Source organism: Hydrogenophaga sp. GW823-FHT04C09 (genome assembly GCF_058796355.1).
On record NZ_JBXAIO010000008.1, the window covers coordinates 118,779 to 136,100 of the forward strand.

Consider the following 17,322-nt stretch of genomic DNA (forward strand, 5'->3'; position numbering starts at 1 on the left):
CCATCAGTGCAGCAGCTGGGCGACGCGCGCCTGCAAGGCCTCGGGCGTCACGGCCGAAGACGGCATCGGTTCGCCCACGTTCAGCCCGACGCGGTTGAACAGGCCGCGCCGGAACGGACGGACCATGGCGGTCTTCTCGCCGTGGCGCACCTCGACCCTACTGAAGAAGGAACCCCAGAGGTTGGTCAGCGCCATCGGGATCACCGGCACCTGCAGGCCATCGGCCTCGGCGCGTTCGAGGATCTTCATCACGCCACCCTTGAACGGCTGCAGCTGACCGTCGGCCGTGATGCCGCCTTCGGGGAAGATGGCCAGCAGCTCGCCCTCGCGCAGCACGGCGGCGGCGGCGTCGAACGCGGCCTCGTAGGCCGCCGCGTCTTCCTTCTGCGGCGCGATCGGAATCGCCTTGGCCAGCCGGAACAGCGCGCCCAGCACCGGCACGCGGAAGATGCGGTGGTCCATCAGGAAGCGGATCGGGCGCGGGCTCGCGGCCATGAGCAGCACCGCGTCGACAAAGCTCACGTGGTTGCAGACGATCACGGCCGCGCCGTCGGTGGGGATGTGCGCGTCGCCCGTGACCTTGAAGCGGTACACGCAGCGCGAGGCCACCCAGGCCACGAAACGCAGCAGGTACTCGGGCACCAGCATGAAGATGTAGAACGCCACCACCGCATTGGCCAGGCCCACCAGCAGGAACATCTGCGGGATCGTGAAACCCGCGCCGAGCAGGGCGCCCGCGATGAGCGCGCTGGCGATCATGAAGAGCGCGTTGAGGATGTTGTTGGCCGCGATGATGCGCGCGCGGTGCGTGGGCTGGCTGCGCATCTGGATCAGCGCGTACATGGGCACGCTGTACAAGCCGGCGAACAGGCTGAGCAGGGTCAGGTCGGCCAGCACGCGCCAGTGGCCCGACACCGCCATGAACTCGGCCACGCCCTGGCTGGCCACCGGCGGCAGGCCGCGCGAGGCGAAGTACAGGTCGATGGCGAACACGCTCATGCCGATGGCGCCCAGCGGCACGAGGCCGATTTCCACGTGCCGGCGCGAGAGCACCTCGCACAGCAGCGAGCCGGTGCCGATGCCGACCGAGAACACGATGAGCAGCAGCGAGGCCACCTGCTCGTTGCCGTGCAGCACCTCCTTGGCGAAGCTGGGGAACTGGCTCAGGAAGACCGCGCCGAAGAACCACATCCAGCTGATGCCCAGCACCGAGCGGAACACCACCGTGTTGCCGTGCGCGAGTTTCAGGTTGCGCCAGGTCTCGGTGAAGGGGTTCCAGTTGATCTTCAGGCCCGGGTCGGTGGCGGGCGTGGCGGGCACGTAATGCGCCGTCACCCGGCCGAGCACGGCCAGCGCCACGCAGCTGAAGCCCACATGGTGCGCGCCGATCTCGGGCACGGCGATGATCAGGCCGCCGGCCAGGTTGCCCAGCAGGATGGCCACGAAGGTGCCCATCTCCACCATGCCGTTGCCGCCGGTGAGCTCGCGCTCGCCCAGGTGGTGCGGCAGGTAGGCGAACTTCACCGGGCCGAACAGCGTGGAATGCAGACCCATGAGGAAGGTGCAGGCCAGCAGCAGCACGATGTTCGTGCTGAAGAAGGCCCACGCGGCCAGGGCCATGATGAGCACCTCCAGCCGCTTCACGAAGACGATCAGCGTCTTCTTGTCGTACTTGTCGGCGAGCTGGCCGCTGGTGGCCGAGAACAGCAGGAAAGGCAGGATGAACAGGGCGCCGATCACCAGCCCGGCCAGGGTGGGGGGCAGCCAGGCCACCTGCAGCTGGTAGGTCACCAGCACGGTGAAGGCGAACTTGAACAGGTTGTCGTTCGCCGCGCCGAGGAACTGCGTCCAGAAAAACGGCGCAAAGCGGCGCTGGCCCAGCAGCGCGAACTGGCCGCCTTCGTGGGCCGGGGCGTGAGACGGATGGGCCACGGCGGACGTGGCGGTGGATGGGCTCATGTGCATCTCCTCCTGTTGGGCTTGTGCGGCGGATTCTGCCGCACGGCGCAGTGTCATGCTCCCCACCCCATCGGGCATCGTCTTCCGATACAGTCGATCCAGACCAAACCCCAAGTACCGCATCTCGATACCGGACACCCCATGAGCACCACCGCCGACCTCGTTCTCGCGCTCAAGAAGGAACTGAAGGCCGCGCAGATGACCTACGCCGACCTGGCGCAGGCCATCGGCATGGCGGAGTCCAGCGTCAAGCGCATGCTGGCCGGCGGCGACATGTCGCTCTCGCGCGTGGACGAGATCTGCCGCGCCCTGAAGCTGGATTTCGCGGAGCTGTCGCGGCGCGTGGCCGACACCCAGCCCCTGCTGCGCGAGATGTCGCAGGACCAGGAACGCGCGGTGGTGGCCGACAAGAAGCTGCTGCTCGTCGCCATCTGCGTGCTCAGCCAGTGGACGCTGGAGCAGATGACCGCGCAGTACCGGCTGAGCGAGGCCGAGTGCGTGAAGTACCTGGTGCAGCTCGACCGCATCGGCATCATCGAGCTGCGCCCGCTCAACCGCTACCGCCTCAAGCTGGCCAAGACCTTCCGCTGGCGCCCTCATGGCCCGGTGATGAACTACTTCCGCGAGCACGCGCTGCTGGACTATTTCGCCGGCGGCTTCGACGGCAGCGGCGAAGGCGTGATGCTGGTGCACGGATCGGTCAGCCGCACGCTGGCGCCGGCCTTCCTGGAGCGCCTGCAGCGCGTCGCGCAGGACTTCGCGCAGCAGCACCAGACCGACCAGAAGCTCAGCGAGAAGGACCGCGAGGGCTACACGCTGGTGCTGGCCATGCGCAGCTGGGAGTTCGAGGCTTTCACACAGCTGCGGCGCTGAGGCCGGCATGAACACCTCCGTGCCCCGCCACATCCTGCCCGTGCTGGTGCTGGCCCAGTTCCTGGGCACCTCGCTCTGGTTCGCGGTCAACGCCGTCATGCCCGACCTGCAGCGCGAGCTGGGCTGGCCCACCAGCGCGGTGGGCACGCTCACCTCGGCGCTGCAGTTCGGCTTCATCGCCGGCACGCTGGTGTTCGCGCTGCTGGCCATCGCCGATCGGTTCGCGCCGCGCCTCGTGTTCCTGGTGTGCTCGCTGGCCGGTGCGGCCTGCACCGTGGGGGCCTGGTGGATGGTTCGCGACCACACCGCCTTGCTGGTCTGGCGCTTCGCCACCGGTTTTTTCCTGGCCGGGATCTACCCGGTGGGCATGAAGATCGCGGCGCAGTGGTACACGCGCGGCCTGGGCGGTGCGCTGGGCCTGCTCATCGGGGCGCTGGTGCTGGGCTCGGCCAGCGCGCACGCGCTGCGCGCGCTCAGCGGCGCCCTGCCCTGGCCCACGCTCATGCTGGGCGTGGCGGCGCTGGCCGCCGCGGGCGGCCTGCTGCTGTTCTTCGGCACCAGCGACCCGCCCGGCGCAGCCCAGCGCGTGACCACGCTGCAATGGCGCGCCCTGGCCACGCTGTGGACGGATGCGCGCGTGCGCAGCTCGGTGCTCGGTTACTTCGGCCACATGTGGGAGCTCTACACCATGTGGGTGATGGTGCCGCTGGTGCTGGCCACGCGCTTCGAGGGCACGGGGCTTTCCTGGACCGCGTTCCTCGTGCTGGGCGCGGGCGCCATCGGCTGCGCGGGCGGGGGCTGGCTCGCGCCGCGCTGGGGCAGCGCGCGGGTGGCGGGCACGCAACTCGCGCTCAGCGGCGCCTGCTGCCTCGCCGCGCCCTGGGCCCTGGGCGCGCCGACCCCGCTGTTCATCGGCTGGCTGCTGCTCTGGGGCATCACCGTTTCGGGCGACTCGCCGCAGTTCTCCACGCTGACCGCTCGCAATGCACCACCGCAGGCCGTGGGCAGCGTGCTCACGCTCACCAACAGCATCGGCTTCGCGATCTCCATCGCGAGCATCCTGCTGTTCGTGTCCCTGGCCGAACACGTGCCGCTGGGCGCGCTGCTGCCCTGGCTGGCGGTCGGGCCCGCGCTGGGGCTGTGGGCCTTGCGCCCGCTCTGGCGGGAGGACGCCCGCGCGCGCTGAGCACGGCGCGTGCGCTGGCGAACAGACCGGGCCGGGCACAGGTCCTACCGTGGAAACCCACCCGCCACGAAGAACCCCATGCCCCGGCCCCACCTGCTTCCTCCGCCGAACTGGCGCGCCCGCACCGCCGTGGGCCTGACCGCGCTGCTGGCGCTCGGCGCCTGCGCCGAATCGGCCCGCCACAGCGTGGCCGAGGGCACGGGCCCGAACCCGGTCCTGCCGGCACCGAACAAGACCCTGATCCCCACGGTGAACGTGGCGCCCGTCGTCGGCTGGCCCAGTGGTGCGGCGCCCACCCCCGCGCCGGGCACGCGCGTGACGGCCTTCGCGCGCGACCTGGCGCACCCGCGCTGGCTGCTGGTGCTGCCCAACGGCGACGTGCTGGTGGCCGAGTCTGCCGCGCCCCCCAAGCCGGAAGGCAGCGGGGGCGGTTTCAAGGCCTGGGTCACCGGCCTGTTCATGAAGCGCGCGGGCGCGGCCGTGCCCAGCGCGAACCGCGTCACCTTGCTGCGCGATGCCGACGGCGACGGCGTGGCCGAGTTCCGCTCGGTGCTGCTCAGCGGCCTGCACTCACCCTTCGGCATGGCCCTGGTGGGCGAGCGCCTGTTCGTGGCGAACGCCGACGCGGTGCTCGGCTTTCCGTACCGCACGGGCGACACCACCATCGGCGCGCCCGGCACCCCGCTGGTGGCCCTGCCGGCCGGCATCAACCACCACTGGACCAAGGGCCTGATCGCCAGCCCCGACGGGCAGCGGCTCTACGTGAGCGTGGGCTCCAACAGCAACGTGGGCGAGCGCGGCATGGCCGCCGAAGAAGGCCGCGCCGCGATCTGGCAGGTGGATGTGGCCACGGGCGCGCACCGCCTCTTCGCCACCGGCCTGCGCAACCCCGTGGGCATGGCCTGGGATGCCTCGGGCCGCACGCTGTGGACGGTGGTGAACGAGCGCGACGAGCTCGGCAGCGACCTGGTGCCCGACTACCTCACCTCGGTGCGCGACGGCGGCTTCTACGGCTGGCCCTACAGCTACCATGGCCAGCATGTGGACGCGCGCGTGCAGCCGCCGCAACCCGCGCTGGTGGCCACGGCAATCGCACCCGACTACGCGCTGGGCCCGCACACCGCGTCGCTCGGCCTGGCTTCGTCCCGTGGCAGCGCCTTGCCCGCGCCGTTCGTGGGCGAGGGCATGTTCATCGGCCAGCACGGCTCGTGGAACCGCCAGCCGCACAGCGGCTACAAGGTGATCTTCGTGCCCTTCCAGGCGGGCCGCCCCGCCGGCATGCCGGTCGATGTGCTGACCGGCTTCCTGAATGCGGATGGCAAGGCCCAGGGCCGGCCGGTGGGCGTGGCGATCGACCGGCGCGGCGGCTTGCTCGTGGCCGACGACGCGGGCAATGTGGTCTGGCGCGTGAGCAGCGAACGCTGACGCCAAAAAACGAAGGCCCGACCGGCAGACACCGGTCGGGCCCTCATCGCGGTGAAGCGAGCGGAATGGCTCGTCAGCGCTTGCGGATCAGGCCGACCACGATCGAGACCAGGGCCATGACCAGGAAGACCACGAAAAGCAGCTTGGCGATGCCGGCCGCGCTGGCGGCGATGCCGCCGAAGCCCAGCACAGCGGCAATCAGGGCGATGACAAAGAAAACCACGGCGTAGTGCAGCATGGTGGGCTCCTGTGTGAGGCCGGTGGTCCGGCCTTTTGGTGGGTTCACAACGACCACCGTTGTGATGCCTTCACTGTAGGGACACCGGTGCTCGAAAGCTGCAAGCCCGAGCGCCGTTGTCTCGTAGGACGGCACCGACACTTCGCGCGCACGCCGCCTACTGGATCAGGCCGTTCTTCAGCGCGTAGTAGGTGAGGTCGCTGTTGCTCGTGAGCTTGAGCTTTTCGAGCACCCGCGTGCGGTAGGTGCTCACGGTCTTGATGCTCAGGAACATGGACTCGGCCATGTTGCCGATGGTCTCGCCCTTGGCCAGGCGCAGGAACACCTGCAGCTCGCGCTCGGACAGCAGCTCGTGCGGCGGGCGCTCGGCATCGCCCGCGGCGTTGTCGGCCAGCAGCTCGGCCACGGCCGGGCTGATGTAGCGCCGGCCGCGCGCCACGGTGCGGATGGCGGTGACGATGTCGTCGGGCGCGCAGTCCTTGTTCAGGTAGCCGCTGGCGCCGTAGCGCAGCAACGTGGTCGCGTACTGCGCTTCGGGAAAGCCGCTGAGAATGAGCACCGGCAGATCCGGAAAACGCGCCTTGATGGCCTGCAGCGCGTCCACGCCACTGTGGTCTGGCATGGAGATGTCCATCAGCAGCACGTCCACCTCGCCCCCGCGCACGAGTTCGAGGGCCTCACGACCGTTGTTGGCCTCGCCCGTCACTTTCAGGTCCACGTGTTCGCTCAGGAACTGGCGCAGGCCCGACCGCACGATGGCGTGGTCGTCAACGATTCCGACTTTGATCATGGTGTCCTTGATGCTCTTTTGTGGGGGCCGCAAGCAATTTAACAGGCCGGCTCCCCGGGGGCAGTCAGACGGCTCCTACAACCCCGCCCCGCGCATCGGCCATGTCCTACACACGCTCGGCCCGCCGCCCGACATCCGGCAGCCGGCGGATTTCCTACAGTGACTCCACGGTCTTCTGACCGGTACCTGCAACCCAACCACAAGGAGTCGCCATGAACTGGGATCGCATCGAAGGCAACTGGAAACAAGTCAAGGGAAAGATGGTCGAGCAGTGGGGCAAGCTCACCGACGACGATTTCGACGTCGTGGCCGGCCGCCGTGAACAGCTCACCGGCAAGATCCAGGAGCGCTACGGCGTGGCCAAGGACGAAGCCGAACGCCAGGTGGCGGACTGGGAACGCCGCGTCAGCGACGACTGGTTCGAAAACCCCAACGACCGCAAGCCGCACTGACCTGCGAATTTGCTTCATTCACCTTCGTCGGCCTGACCGGCGATCTGAAAGGACAACATCATGAAACGCAACACCCGACTCGCGGCCCTCGCGGCCGCCGCCATGGCCACCAGCCTGATCGTGGCCTGTGGCCAGAAGGAAGACGAAACCGTGGGCCAGCGCATGGACAGCACGGTGGAGCAAACCCAGGCAGCGGGCGCTGAACTGCGCGCCGATGCCAACAACGCCGCTCAGGACGTGAAGGCCGCCGGCAACGAAGCCGCCGACAAGATCGCCATGGGCGCCGCCGACGTGGCCATCACCGCCAAGGTGAATGCCGCCCTGGCCGGCGACTCGCAACTGAGTGCGCTCAAGATCAACGTGGACACCACCAATGGCCACGTGGAACTCAAGGGCACCGCACCCGACCCCGCCGCCCGAGATCGCGCGACCGTCCTGGCCGCTGCCGTCGAAGGCGTGGTGAAGGTGGAAAACCGCCTGACCGTCGAGGCCAAGGGCTGACCAGCCCCCAGACCCATCTCTCTCTGAATTTCAAATGACCACCACCGCCACCGGCGGGCCCCGTCCACAGGGGCTCGCCGGTCGCTCCAAGAACCCAACCCCGAGGAGAATCCCATGAAACTGTCACACACCCTGCTGGCCATTGCCGCCGCCACCGCCGTCGTTCAGATCACCGGCTGTGCCGTGGCCCGCGATCAACAGACCGTCGGCGCCTACGTCGACGACGCCACCATCACCACCCGGGTGAAGGCCGCCTACGCCAAGGATCCGGTCGTGGCCGCCACCTCCATCCATGTGGAAACCCTCAACGGCACGGTGCAGCTCTCGGGTTTTGCCAAGTCCGCCGGTGAAAAGAGCGCGGCCGAGCGCCTGGCGCGTGAAGTCAACGGGGTGAAATCCGTCAAGAACGACATCGCGGTCCGCTGACCGCGAGCGACGGCCGCCGCGTGTAGGATTCCGCCTACACGAAAATCAGCGGCCGTGAAGGCGCGGGAACGCACAGGCGCGGCAAGATGGCCGCGTTTGTGCGTGAAGGCATCCTGGATGCCATTCGCCCGCACCGGATATCCTTGGAACGCTCACGCCCGCCTGCCCCATGTCGCCGCTCAGAACCTACATCGTCGAGGACAACAAGGTCATCTATGAGAACCTGGTGTCCACGCTGGAAGAGCTGGCCAATGTGGAAGTGGTCGGGCACGCCAGCGACGAAGAGACGGCCGTGCACTGGCTGCAACAGGGTGATCGGTTCGACCTCATGATCATCGACATCTTCCTGGTCACCGGCTCGGGCCTGGGTGTGCTGAAAGCCGCCCAGGAGTCGAATGTGCCGGCGCGCCGGGTGGTGCTCACCAACTACGCCACACCCGATATCCGCAAGCGCTGCGCGCTGCTGGGGGCGGACCGGGTGTTCGACAAGTCGTGCGAACTGGACGACTTGATCGCCTATTGCGAACGCATTTCCGACGGCTCGGCCACCGCGCCCGGCGGTCTTCAGTAGGTCCGGCCCGCCCCTCCAATGCCCTCCCCCCCTCCCATCCCTGGGCGCCGCGCACCCTGGCGAACCCCGCTGGCCATCGCGCTGGCGGTGTTGCTGGCGCTGGGGGTGTTGGCCGGGGCGGAGTGGACCTACCAGCGTGCCCTGGACTCCCTGGCCAGCCTGGGCGCGCGCGACACCGCGCGCAACGCCATCCAGACCGTGATGCGCCGCCTGCTGGACATGGAAACCGCCCAGCGCGGCTACCTGCTCACCGGCCGACCCCAGTACCTCGACCCCTACCAGGCCGCCGAAACCGACATCGCGCATGCCATCAGTCGCTTGCGCGAGCACTACCGCAGCGACCCCGATCTGCTGCGCCTGGTGGACAGCCTGCAGGAGCGCGCGCGCGAAAAAACCTCGGAGGTCACCGAGACCATCGCCCTGTACAACGCCGGCTCCCACGCCGCCTGGCACGGGCTGATGCTCACCGACATCGGCCGCGAGAAGATGGAAGGGGTGCGCCGGGTGGCCGACGTGCTGATGGTCACGGAAGAGCGCCGCCTGGGCATCGAGCGCGCGGCCATCTACCGCACGCTGGCGGTGGGCCACATCGGCGTGTACGTTCTGACGCTGTTGAGTCTGCTGGCCTACGTGTTCTTCCTGCGCAAGAACGCCGCCCTGCAGACCAGCCAGATCGAACATGCCCGCCATCTGCAGATGGAGCGCGATTCGCTGGAGAGCCAGGTGCGGCTGCGCACGGAAGAACTCGCGCAGCTCAACCTCGGCCTGCAGGAGATGCGCGACGGCGAGCGCAGCGGCCTGGCGCGCGCGCTGCACGACGACCTGGGCGCCCTGCTCACCACCGCCAAGCTCGACCTCACGCGGTTGCGCCACTCGCTGCACACCACCGACCCGGAGGTGACCGAGCGGCTGCGGCACCTGAGCTCCTCGCTGGACGAAGGCATCGGGATGAAGCGGCGCATGATGGAAGAGCTGATGCCATCGGCCCTGCACAACCTGGGCCTGCAGGCCGCGATCGAGCACCGCGCCACCGAGTTCGAGCAGCAGACGGGCATGACCATCGACCTCGCCTTCATGCCCGTGACGCTGGACGTGCCGTCCGAACAGGCGCTGTTCGCGGTGGTGCAGGGCGCGCTGTCCAATGTGGAGCGGCACGCCAGCGCCACGATCGTTTCGCTGCGCCTGGCCCAGGAAGGCATCCACGCGGTGGTGGAGGTGCAGGACAACGGACTGGGCTTTGCCGACCGCCAGGGCACCACCTCGGCCAGTGGACTGAGGAACCTGCGCCACCGCATCGAGTCGCTCGGCGGGCAGTTCAGCGTGCACTCCGTGCCGGGCTCGGGCACCCGCGTCATGGCGCGCCTGCCCTTGCGCCAGCGCGATCCGGCCCCGCCCGGTGCCCCACGTGCTACAACCTCGGGATGATGATCAAGTCCTCCATCGAACGTGTGGCGCGCAACCGCTTCGGGATGCCCATCATCCTGGCGCTGGCGCTGATCATGCTGGTGGTCAACGAAGCCAGCTACCAGCATTCGCGTTCGACGCTGATGCAGGGCATCACGCTGAGCGATGCGCGCCAGCAGGCCGCCCGCACCCTGCAGGCCCTCACCGACGCCGAGGTCGCGGTGCGCGCCTTCATGCTCAGCGCCCAGCAGGCCGACCTGAGCAACTACCGCGAGGCCATCAACGAGATGGAGGGGGTTCAGCAGGATGCGTTCAAGCGGCTGGAAGAGCTGGACCCCAAGCGCACCGTGTCGGTGGTGAACGTGCGCAAGCGGATCGAGGAGCGCACGGCCACCTTGAACCAGTGGGTGAGCATGACTGAGCAGGGCCGGCGCATGGATGCCCAGACACTCGCCGTGAGCGACCAGGGCCGCCTGCGTTATGCCGAACTGCGCCAGGAGTTCGAATTCGTGCTCGAACGCGCCGCCGCGATCCAGAAGACGGCGCGGGTATCGCTCTACGACGCGATGATGATCAACCGGCTGGCGATCCACCTGCTGGTGCTGGTGGCCTGGGTGGCGCTGATCCTGTTCATGCGCCAGTTGCGCGACAACGACCGGCGCCAGTCCGAGGAACACCAGCGGCTGGCCACGCAGGTGGCCTTGCGCACCACCGCACTGCGCAACCTGGCCGGCCACCACGTCAACGCCCGGGAAGACGAGCGCGGGCGGGTGGCGCGCGAGCTGCACGACGAGATGGGCGGCCTGCTCACCGCGATGAAGCTCGACATCGCGCGCCTGCGCCGCGTGCCCGCCCTGCCGCCCCCGGCGCTGGAGCGCCTGGCCAGCATCGAACAGCGCCTGACCGAGGGCATTGCCGTGAAGCGGCGCATCATCGAACACCTGCGGCCGTCCTCGCTGGACCAGCTGGGCCTGATCCCCGCGCTGGAAATGCTCTGCCAGGACGCGGCCGGCCGCATGGGCATCGAGGTGGAGATGCACCTCTCGCCGGTCGAACTCGGCAAGGACGCGGAACTCACCGTGTACCGGCTGGTGCAGGAGTCCCTGACCAACGTTCAGAAGTACGCGCGGGCCCACCGCGTGTGGGTGGGACTGGCCCAGGAGGACAGCACGGTGCGCGTCTCGGTGCGCGACGACGGCCAGGGATTCGACATCGACAGCGTGCCGGCGGGCCACCACGGCCTGCTGGGCATGCGGGTGCGGGTGGAGTCGCACAGCGGCCAGCTGCACGTCCACAGCGAGCCACGCCAGGGCACCCTGGTCGAGGCCGAGCTGCCGGCGAAGACCGTGGACACCCCCGCCGCAGATTCGGCCTGAACGCGCCGCCCTGCCCGCCGGCCCATGTCCCGCTCACGGCCCACCCACCCGCTGCCGCACCGGCTGACCCACCTCACGGCCTGGGAGCGGCAGGCGGTGGCCTTGCTGCCGGCGGTGCTCGTGGGCGCCGCCAGCGCCACCTGGGCCAACCTCCCCGGCCCCGCCCCCTGGCTCATGGCCTGGATCGTGTACTGCGCCACCTACGTGGGTCTGGTCTGGCACCTCGCCGCGCGGCTGGACGCAACCGCCACCCAGCAGCGCGCGCAACGCGAAGACCCGGGTGCCGCGATGCTGTTCGTGCTGGTCACCGCCGCGGCTTGCGCGAGCCTCGTGGCGGTGGCGATGAACGTACAGGCCACGCAGGCGCTGCAAGGCTGGCAACGCGCGTCCAGCCTCGGGCTCATGGCCTTGTCGCTGGCCGGCGCGTGGCTGCTGATCCAGGGCGTGTTCACGCTGCACTACGCGCGGGTGTATTACCGCAGCCAGGGCAGTGCAGACACGCCGGACCGGGGGCTCGGCTTTCCCGACGGCAAGGACCCGGACTACCTCGACCTGCTGTACTACAGCGCGGTGATCGGCATGACTTCTCAGGTGTCCGACGTGAGCATCCGCAGCCGCGGCATGCGGCACCTCACGCTGGTGCACGCCCTGCTGTCGTTCGCGTTCAATCTGATCGTGCTGGCCACGGCGGTCAACGTGTTCGCCAGCGCCGGGCGCTGAGAGCCGCCCGGCTCAAGGCGTGAGCGTGGTGGCCAGGGCCGAGACGGCGGTGTTCATGCCCGCCACGGCCCGCACGAAATGGGCCTCGACGTCGAACCAGGGATGGACCGCTGCCGCCGACACGGCGATCACCAGGGTCGCGAGGTAACCCACGATGGCAGGTGCGGGCATGTGCATGAGGTCCTCCGTGAATGGCTTCGGCGTTCCAGAGGGCATCCTTCGCGCGTGGTTCCACTGTAGGGACGGCTGGCCCGCCGCCCCACCGGACAACGGCGGCTTGGGGTGTCGGACGTGTCCTACAAAAGCGACAGGCGGCGGCCTGTAACCAGCGTGTAACTGGTTTCACGGATAATTGAAACCAAATTACAAACCGGCCTCGCGGCCCCTTCTGGAGACAGCTTCCATCATGTCCATGCGCGCCACCAAGATCGTTGCCACCCTGGGTCCTGCCTCCAGCGACCCCGACCTGCTGGAGCGGATGATCCGCGCCGGTGTCAACGTGGTCCGGCTCAACTTCTCGCACGGCACCGCCCAGGACCACATCGACCGCGCCGAACTGGTGCGCGCGGCGGCCCAGCGCGCGGGCCGCGAGGTCGGCATCATGGCCGACCTGCAGGGGCCCAAGATCCGCGTCGGCAAGTTCGCCCAGGGCAAGGTCATGCTGGAGCCGGGCATGCCCTTCGTGCTCGATGCCTCGCGCACCGAACCCGGCGACATCGAGGGCGTGGGCCTGGACTACAAGGAGCTGCCGCGCGACGTGAAGGCCGGCGACACCCTGCTGCTCAACGACGGCCTGATCGTGCTCACCATCAACAAGGTGGTCGGCCCGGCGGTGCACACCACCGTCAAGCTCGGCGGCGAGCTGTCCAACAACAAGGGCATCAACAAGCAGGGCGGCGGCCTGACCGCCCCCGCGCTGACCGCCAAGGACATGGACGACATCAAGACCGCCATGGGCCTGAAGGCCGACTACGTGGCGGTGAGTTTCCCCAAGAACGCGACCGACATGGAACTGGCCCGCCAGCTCTGCAATGTGGCTGGCGCCGCCCTGGCCCACAAACCGGCGCTGATCGCCAAGATCGAACGCGCCGAGGCGATCCCCGAACTGGCCGCGATCCTCAAGGTGTCCGACGGCATCATGGTCGCGCGCGGCGACCTCGCGGTGGAAGTGGGCAACGCGGCGGTGCCCGGCCTGCAGAAGCACATGATCCGCCTTGCGCGCGAAATGGACAAGGTGGTCATCACCGCCACGCAGATGATGGAGAGCATGATCGTCAACCCGGTGCCCACGCGCGCCGAGGTGAGCGACGTGGCCAACGCGGTGCTCGACGGCACCGATGCGGTGATGCTCAGCGCCGAGACCGCCGCCGGCCGCTTCCCGCTGGAAACCGTGATGGAGATGGCCAACATCTGCTCGGAAGCCGAAAAGGCCGAGTACCGCGAACTGTCTGCCGACTTCCAGGGCAAGACCTTCAAGCGCATCGACCAGTCCATCGCCATGGGCGCGCTGTTCACCGCCCACCACCTGGGTGCCAAGGCCATCGTGGCGCTGACCGACTCGGGCTCCACCGCGCTGTGGATGAGCCGGCACAACGTGCGCATGCCGATCTACGCCATGACGCCCAACCTCTCGACCCAACGCCGCATGACGCTCTACCGCAACGTGCGACCGCTGCTCATGGACAACAGCACCGACCGCGACTCCGCGCTGCTGGACGCCGAGGCGCACCTGAAGAAGCGCGGCATCGTGCAGACCGGCGATGTCTACGCCATCACCGTGGGCGAACCCATGGGCCAGCCCGGCGGCACCAACACGCTCAAGATCTGCCGCGCGGCTTAATCAAACCGAAGTGAAACGCCGGTCACGAACATCGTGTCGGCCTTCTTGAGGTTGGTCCCGGGGTCGCTGTCGTAGCGGTAGCTCAGCCCCGCCGACAGGTTGAGCGTCTGTGTCATCGCGACCGTGAGGCCCGTGTCCAGCACGGCGCGGTATTTGCCCGAATCCCGCAAGTCCGGGTACAGCGAGAACTTCTGGCGCAGGCTGGTGGTCTCGGTGAGCTTGTGGCTGGACTCCTCCGCCAGCACCAGCTCCAGGCGGCCGTACCGGTCGCGCATGGCGCCAGCGATGTCGGTGGACCGGATGTAGCGGTCGTAGGTGTAGCCCAGACCGACCGACACGTCGAAGAAGCCCCGCTCCTCCTGCCACACGTGCCGGCCCACACCACTGGCCACCGAGGTCCGGCTGGAGATGTTGGCCAGCCGGTCGCGCAGCAGCTCGCCCGAACCGAAGCCGAACCAGTCCACCGAGAAGTCGCGGTTGTACTGGGTGCGCAGGCCGTAGCGCTCGGTGGTGTCCACGCCCGAACTGCGCGCGCGGTCGGCCTTGGCGGCCCAGGTCCACTTGTCGTCGTCGGTCTCGCGCGCGCCCTCGGCCGCGAGGTTGAGCGTGCCGGCGTTGTTGTTGCCCGAGGAGATGTTGGCGCCGGCGGTCAGCAGGTAGCGCCATTGGCCATCGGGTTTGAGCGTGACCTGGGCCTGCGAGAGCGCTGGCGCGAGCAGGGCCGAGACGGCGGTCAGTGTCGCGATCAGGGGGCGGCAGGGCATGGCGAGTCCTTTCTTGTTGTTCCGGAATGGCAAAGTGATCCTTAAGAGGGTTCGCCTTGGCGGGGCCGCAGTTCCCCGTGTTTTGTGACGAAAGGTTTCGATTCGCCTTGAATCCACCCACCGCCCGGCCGCGTAAAACCCGAATGACCACCCATTCACCGATCCCCACGCCACGCCGTCGCCTGCTGGCAACGCTCGCGCTGCTGCCGTGGCTGCAGGCTTGCTCGCCGCTGCGCCTCATCAATGCCACCGTCAGCAGCGACACGCACACGGTGCTGCGCGACCAGGCCTACGGCAGCCACGCGCGCCAACGGGCCGACGTGTACATCCCCGCCCCTGCCATCACCGCCGCGCCCCTCGCCGTGTTCTTCTATGGCGGCAGTTGGAGCAGCGGCGACCGGGCGGACTACCGGTTCGTCGGCGAGGCCCTGGCCTCGCGCGGCATCGTCACCGTGGTGGCCGACTACCGTCTGAGCCCCGATGTGCGCTACCCGGTGTTCCTGGAGGACGGCGCCGACGCGGTGCGCTGGGCCGCCGACCACGCGGCGTCGTTCGGCGCCTCGCGCGAACACGTCTTCGTGGTGGGCCACAGCGCGGGCGCCTACAACGCGGCCATGCTGGCGCTCGACCCTCGCTGGCTGGCGCGCGTGGACCTGGCCCCGCGCCAGTTGGCCGGCTGGGTGGGCCTGGCCGGGCCCTACGATTTCCTGCCCATCGGCAATCCCCAGGTGCAGGTGGCCTTCGAATGGCCCCACACGCCGGCCGACTCGCAGCCCCTGTTCCACGCCAACGCGGGCCATGCCACGCCCCGGCGCGTGCTCCTGCTGGCCGCCCGGAAAGACACCCTGGTGAACCCGCAGCGCAACACGCTCGCCATGGCTCGGGCGCTGGAAAGGCGAGGCACGCCGGTGGACGTCGAGCTGTTGGACCGCGTCAACCACACGACGTTGATCGGTGCGATGGCACGCCCGCTGCGCGGACTGGCGCCGGTGCTGGATCGCGTCAGCGGTTTCCTGAACCGGCCACCGGCCTGACCGGCCAGGCGGCGCGGCACCGCGCCAGCCACGCGAAGCCCTGCCGGGCCGTCACCGCGCATGCCGCCCCCAGCAGCAGGCCCACGGCGATGTCCGACACGAAGTGCAGGCCCAGGAACACCCGGCTCCAGGCGATGGCCAGCGCCACCCCGCCCGCCACGGCCAGCCAGCGGCGTGGGCGCGACGGTGCGAACAGCGTGAGCGCCAGGGCCCAGGCGCCCGCCACCGCCGCATGAAAGCTGGGAAAACTCGCCGTCGCCGCATGTTCGAGCCACTGCCCGCCCAGGCCCAGTTCGAAGGGCCGGGCCACGTGCACCGTTTCGCGGATGCCGCGCACCGCCAGCCAGGCCAGCACCATGGCCAGGCACATGCCGAGGAACTGCCGGCGCCCGGTTGGACCGAACAGCAGCAGGGGCACCAGGCCCAGCACCGCCAGGGCGGGCAGGTCGGTGGACACCCAGCGCGCCAGCGCGAGCAGCCAGGCCGGCGTGTCGGCCGTGGCGTTGATCCAGAGGAAAAGCAGGGTGTCGAGTTGGGTCATGGCAGGGTGGAAAGTTCGACCCAGTCTGGCCGGCGCACATTAAGGGCGTGTGAAATGACACAAGTCCGTCACCTCCGGCCAACAGGTCGAAAGTTAAAATGCCGGGTTACACCACGGTTACCAACTGATTAAGGGGAATCTCATGGCGCTCGTTTCCATGCGCGAACTGCTCGACCACGCCGCCGCCAACGGCTACGGCATTCCGGCTTTCAACGTCAACAACCTCGAACAGGTGCAGGCCGTGATGGCCGCCGCCGACGAAGTCGGCGCGCCGGTGATCCTGCAAGCCAGCGCCGGCGCCCGCAAATACGCCGGCGAGCCCTTCATCAAGCACCTGATCCAGGCCGCGATGGAGGCCTACCCGCACATCCCCCTGGTGATGCACCAGGACCACGGCACCTCGCCCAAGATCTGCGAAGGCGCGATCAACCTGGGCTTCGGCTCGGTGATGATGGACGGTTCGCTGATGGAAGACGGCAAGACCCCGGCCTCGTTCGACTACAACGTGGACGTGACCCGCAAGGTGGTGGACATGGCGCACAAGGTCGGCGTCACCGTGGAAGGTGAGCTCGGCTGCCTGGGCAACCTGGAAACCGGCGAAGCCGGCGAGGAAGACGGCATCGGCGCCGAAGGCAAGCTGGACCACAGCCAGATGCTGACCGACCCCGAGGAAGCCGCCGTCTTCGTCAAGGCCACCCAGCTCGACGCCCTGGCCATCGCCATCGGCACCAGCCACGGCGCCTACAAGTTCAGCCGCAAGCCCACCGGCGACATCCTGGCGATCAGCCGCGTGAAGGAAATCCACAAGCGCATTCCCAACACCCACCTGGTGATGCACGGTTCCTCGTCCGTGCCGGCCGAGCTGCTGGCCATCATCAACCAGTACGGCGGCAAGATGAAGGAGACCTACGGCGTGCCGGTCGAGGAGATCCAGGAAGCCATCAAGCACGGCGTGCGCAAGATCAACATCGACACCGACATCCGCCTGGCGATGACCGGCGCGGTGCGCAAGTTCCTGGCCGAGAACCCCGACAAGTTCGACGCCCGCGAGTGGCTCAAGCCCGCGCGCGAAGCCGCCAAGCAGGTCTGCAAGGCCCGTTACCTGGAGTTCGGCTGCGAAGGCCAGGGCAGCAAGATCAAGGGCGAGAGCCTGCAGGTCGTCGCGGCGAAGTACGCCAAGGGCGAACTCGCCCAGCTCGTGAACTGAGCGTCCACCGCTCCC

The 17,322-nt window shown here is 68.6% G+C and carries 19 protein-coding genes; 13 read left to right on the forward strand and 6 right to left on the reverse strand.

Annotated elements, in window-relative coordinates; translation table 11 throughout:
- Nucleotides 1-3 precede the first annotated feature (3 nt).
- Nucleotides 4-1,959 carry an MFS transporter gene (locus AC1Q9M_RS20745; protein WP_492435541.1) on the reverse strand — a complete coding sequence of 652 codons (1,956 nt, stop codon included), beginning with the start codon at nt 1,957-1,959 and terminating at the stop codon, nt 4-6.
- 141 nt (nt 1,960-2,100) lie between these two features.
- Between AC1Q9M_RS20745 and AC1Q9M_RS20750 the strand changes: the two genes are divergently transcribed.
- From AC1Q9M_RS20750 to AC1Q9M_RS20760, 3 genes are all read left to right on the forward strand, one after another.
- Nucleotides 2,101-2,832, forward strand: a complete 732-nt coding sequence (locus AC1Q9M_RS20750; RefSeq protein ID WP_382322122.1) for a helix-turn-helix domain-containing protein — start codon at nt 2,101-2,103, stop codon at nt 2,830-2,832.
- A 7-nt stretch (nt 2,833-2,839) separates the two neighbouring features.
- A complete protein-coding gene (locus AC1Q9M_RS20755) occupies nt 2,840-4,018 on the forward strand; it encodes an MFS transporter (RefSeq protein ID WP_492435544.1) in 1,179 nt (392 codons plus the stop codon).
- A 78-nt stretch (nt 4,019-4,096) separates the two neighbouring features.
- Complete coding sequence (locus AC1Q9M_RS20760) at nt 4,097-5,443, forward strand: PQQ-dependent sugar dehydrogenase (protein WP_492435546.1); 1,347 nt, start codon at nt 4,097-4,099, stop codon at nt 5,441-5,443.
- A gap of 73 nt (nt 5,444-5,516) precedes the next feature.
- Here AC1Q9M_RS20760 and AC1Q9M_RS20765 read toward each other — a convergent pair whose 3' ends face one another.
- Complete coding sequence (locus AC1Q9M_RS20765; protein WP_382153673.1) at nt 5,517-5,681, reverse strand: DUF1328 domain-containing protein; 165 nt, start codon at nt 5,679-5,681, stop codon at nt 5,517-5,519.
- Nucleotides 5,682-5,838: 157 nt separating this feature from the next.
- Nucleotides 5,839-6,471, reverse strand: coding sequence for a response regulator (locus AC1Q9M_RS20770; protein ID WP_291111933.1), 633 nt, complete (start codon nt 6,469-6,471; stop codon nt 5,839-5,841).
- 212 nt (nt 6,472-6,683) lie between these two features.
- Here AC1Q9M_RS20770 and AC1Q9M_RS20775 point away from each other — a divergent pair, with 212 nt between their 5' ends.
- From AC1Q9M_RS20775 to AC1Q9M_RS20805, 7 genes are all read left to right on the forward strand, one after another.
- Entirely contained in the window at nt 6,684-6,923 is a 240-nt protein-coding gene (locus tag AC1Q9M_RS20775) for a CsbD family protein (protein ID WP_382153670.1), read from the forward strand.
- A gap of 60 nt (nt 6,924-6,983) precedes the next feature.
- Nucleotides 6,984-7,424, forward strand: a complete 441-nt coding sequence (locus tag AC1Q9M_RS20780; RefSeq protein WP_444687574.1) for a BON domain-containing protein — start codon at nt 6,984-6,986, stop codon at nt 7,422-7,424.
- 114 nt (nt 7,425-7,538) lie between these two features.
- Nucleotides 7,539-7,850, forward strand: coding sequence for a BON domain-containing protein (locus tag AC1Q9M_RS20785; RefSeq protein WP_382153665.1), 312 nt, complete (start codon nt 7,539-7,541; stop codon nt 7,848-7,850).
- A 169-nt stretch (nt 7,851-8,019) separates the two neighbouring features.
- Nucleotides 8,020-8,421 (forward strand): response regulator transcription factor, encoded by a 402-nt coding sequence (locus AC1Q9M_RS20790; protein WP_382322126.1) that lies wholly within the window; start codon nt 8,020-8,022, stop codon nt 8,419-8,421.
- An 18-nt stretch (nt 8,422-8,439) separates the two neighbouring features.
- The gene (locus AC1Q9M_RS20795) at nt 8,440-9,846 is read left to right on the forward strand and encodes a CHASE3 domain-containing protein (protein WP_382322127.1); all 1,407 of its coding nucleotides are present in this window, start codon (nt 8,440-8,442) and stop codon (nt 9,844-9,846) included.
- A complete protein-coding gene (locus AC1Q9M_RS20800) occupies nt 9,843-11,201 on the forward strand; it encodes a sensor histidine kinase (RefSeq protein ID WP_444687576.1) in 1,359 nt (452 codons plus the stop codon). Before AC1Q9M_RS20795 ends, AC1Q9M_RS20800 begins: the two co-directional genes overlap by 4 nt.
- A 24-nt stretch (nt 11,202-11,225) precedes the next feature.
- Nucleotides 11,226-11,921 carry a DUF1345 domain-containing protein gene (locus AC1Q9M_RS20805; RefSeq protein ID WP_492435550.1) on the forward strand — a complete coding sequence of 232 codons (696 nt, stop codon included), beginning with the start codon at nt 11,226-11,228 and terminating at the stop codon, nt 11,919-11,921.
- A gap of 12 nt (nt 11,922-11,933) precedes the next feature.
- Here the strand turns inward: AC1Q9M_RS20805 and AC1Q9M_RS20810 are convergent, their stop codons facing one another.
- Nucleotides 11,934-12,092: a hypothetical protein gene (locus tag AC1Q9M_RS20810; protein WP_382328135.1), complete on the reverse strand. Its 159-nt coding sequence runs from the start codon at nt 12,090-12,092 to the stop codon at nt 11,934-11,936.
- Between the two features lie 235 nt (nt 12,093-12,327).
- Here AC1Q9M_RS20810 and pyk point away from each other — a divergent pair, with 235 nt between their 5' ends.
- The gene (pyk, locus tag AC1Q9M_RS20815; protein ID WP_291111957.1) at nt 12,328-13,761 is read left to right on the forward strand and encodes a pyruvate kinase; all 1,434 of its coding nucleotides are present in this window, start codon (nt 12,328-12,330) and stop codon (nt 13,759-13,761) included.
- Here the strand turns inward: pyk and AC1Q9M_RS20820 are convergent.
- Nucleotides 13,758-14,525, reverse strand: a complete 768-nt coding sequence (locus AC1Q9M_RS20820; protein ID WP_382153647.1) for a DUF481 domain-containing protein — start codon at nt 14,523-14,525, stop codon at nt 13,758-13,760. The genes pyk and AC1Q9M_RS20820 overlap by 4 nt on opposite strands.
- 143 nt (nt 14,526-14,668) lie before the next feature.
- Between AC1Q9M_RS20820 and AC1Q9M_RS20825 the strand changes: the two genes are divergently transcribed.
- On the forward strand, nt 14,669-15,559 hold the full coding sequence (locus AC1Q9M_RS20825; RefSeq protein WP_382322132.1) for an alpha/beta hydrolase: 891 nt from the start codon (nt 14,669-14,671) through the stop codon (nt 15,557-15,559).
- Here AC1Q9M_RS20825 and AC1Q9M_RS20830 read toward each other — a convergent pair.
- Nucleotides 15,528-16,100, reverse strand: coding sequence for a phosphatase PAP2 family protein (locus AC1Q9M_RS20830; RefSeq protein ID WP_382322133.1), 573 nt, complete (start codon nt 16,098-16,100; stop codon nt 15,528-15,530). The two genes, AC1Q9M_RS20825 and AC1Q9M_RS20830, sit on opposite strands and share 32 nt — an antisense overlap.
- A gap of 142 nt (nt 16,101-16,242) precedes the next feature.
- Here AC1Q9M_RS20830 and fba point away from each other — a divergent pair, with 142 nt between their 5' ends.
- A complete protein-coding gene (fba, locus tag AC1Q9M_RS20835) occupies nt 16,243-17,307 on the forward strand; it encodes a class II fructose-bisphosphate aldolase (RefSeq protein WP_382153638.1) in 1,065 nt (354 codons plus the stop codon).
- The last annotated feature ends 15 nt before the right edge of the window (nt 17,308-17,322 follow it).

Bases quoted from the DNA above. Each gene is read 5' to 3' on its own strand.
- AC1Q9M_RS20800 (WP_444687576.1), top strand. From the start codon at position 9,843: ATGATGATCAAGTCCTCCATCGAACGTGTGGCGCGCAACCGCTTCGGG.
- AC1Q9M_RS20755 (WP_492435544.1), top strand. From the start codon at position 2,840: ATGAACACCTCCGTGCCCCGCCACATCCTGCCCGTGCTGGTGCTGGCC.
- AC1Q9M_RS20830 (WP_382322133.1), bottom strand. From the start codon at position 16,100: ATGACCCAACTCGACACCCTGCTTTTCCTCTGGATCAACGCCACGGCC.
- AC1Q9M_RS20780 (WP_444687574.1), top strand. From the start codon at position 6,984: ATGAAACGCAACACCCGACTCGCGGCCCTCGCGGCCGCCGCCATGGCC.
- AC1Q9M_RS20765 (WP_382153673.1), bottom strand. From the start codon at position 5,681: ATGCTGCACTACGCCGTGGTTTTCTTTGTCATCGCCCTGATTGCCGCT.
- fba (WP_382153638.1), top strand. From the start codon at position 16,243: ATGGCGCTCGTTTCCATGCGCGAACTGCTCGACCACGCCGCCGCCAAC.
- AC1Q9M_RS20805 (WP_492435550.1), top strand. From the start codon at position 11,226: ATGTCCCGCTCACGGCCCACCCACCCGCTGCCGCACCGGCTGACCCAC.
- AC1Q9M_RS20775 (WP_382153670.1), top strand. From the start codon at position 6,684: ATGAACTGGGATCGCATCGAAGGCAACTGGAAACAAGTCAAGGGAAAG.
- AC1Q9M_RS20825 (WP_382322132.1), top strand. From the start codon at position 14,669: ATGACCACCCATTCACCGATCCCCACGCCACGCCGTCGCCTGCTGGCA.
- AC1Q9M_RS20790 (WP_382322126.1), top strand. From the start codon at position 8,020: ATGTCGCCGCTCAGAACCTACATCGTCGAGGACAACAAGGTCATCTAT.
- pyk (WP_291111957.1), top strand. From the start codon at position 12,328: ATGTCCATGCGCGCCACCAAGATCGTTGCCACCCTGGGTCCTGCCTCC.
- AC1Q9M_RS20750 (WP_382322122.1), top strand. From the start codon at position 2,101: ATGAGCACCACCGCCGACCTCGTTCTCGCGCTCAAGAAGGAACTGAAG.
- AC1Q9M_RS20820 (WP_382153647.1), bottom strand. From the start codon at position 14,525: ATGCCCTGCCGCCCCCTGATCGCGACACTGACCGCCGTCTCGGCCCTG.
- AC1Q9M_RS20785 (WP_382153665.1), top strand. From the start codon at position 7,539: ATGAAACTGTCACACACCCTGCTGGCCATTGCCGCCGCCACCGCCGTC.
- AC1Q9M_RS20770 (WP_291111933.1), bottom strand. From the start codon at position 6,471: ATGATCAAAGTCGGAATCGTTGACGACCACGCCATCGTGCGGTCGGGC.
- AC1Q9M_RS20810 (WP_382328135.1), bottom strand. From the start codon at position 12,092: ATGCCCGCACCTGCCATCGTGGGTTACCTCGCGACCCTGGTGATCGCC.
- AC1Q9M_RS20795 (WP_382322127.1), top strand. From the start codon at position 8,440: ATGCCCTCCCCCCCTCCCATCCCTGGGCGCCGCGCACCCTGGCGAACC.
- AC1Q9M_RS20760 (WP_492435546.1), top strand. From the start codon at position 4,097: ATGCCCCGGCCCCACCTGCTTCCTCCGCCGAACTGGCGCGCCCGCACC.
- AC1Q9M_RS20745 (WP_492435541.1), bottom strand. From the start codon at position 1,959: ATGAGCCCATCCACCGCCACGTCCGCCGTGGCCCATCCGTCTCACGCC.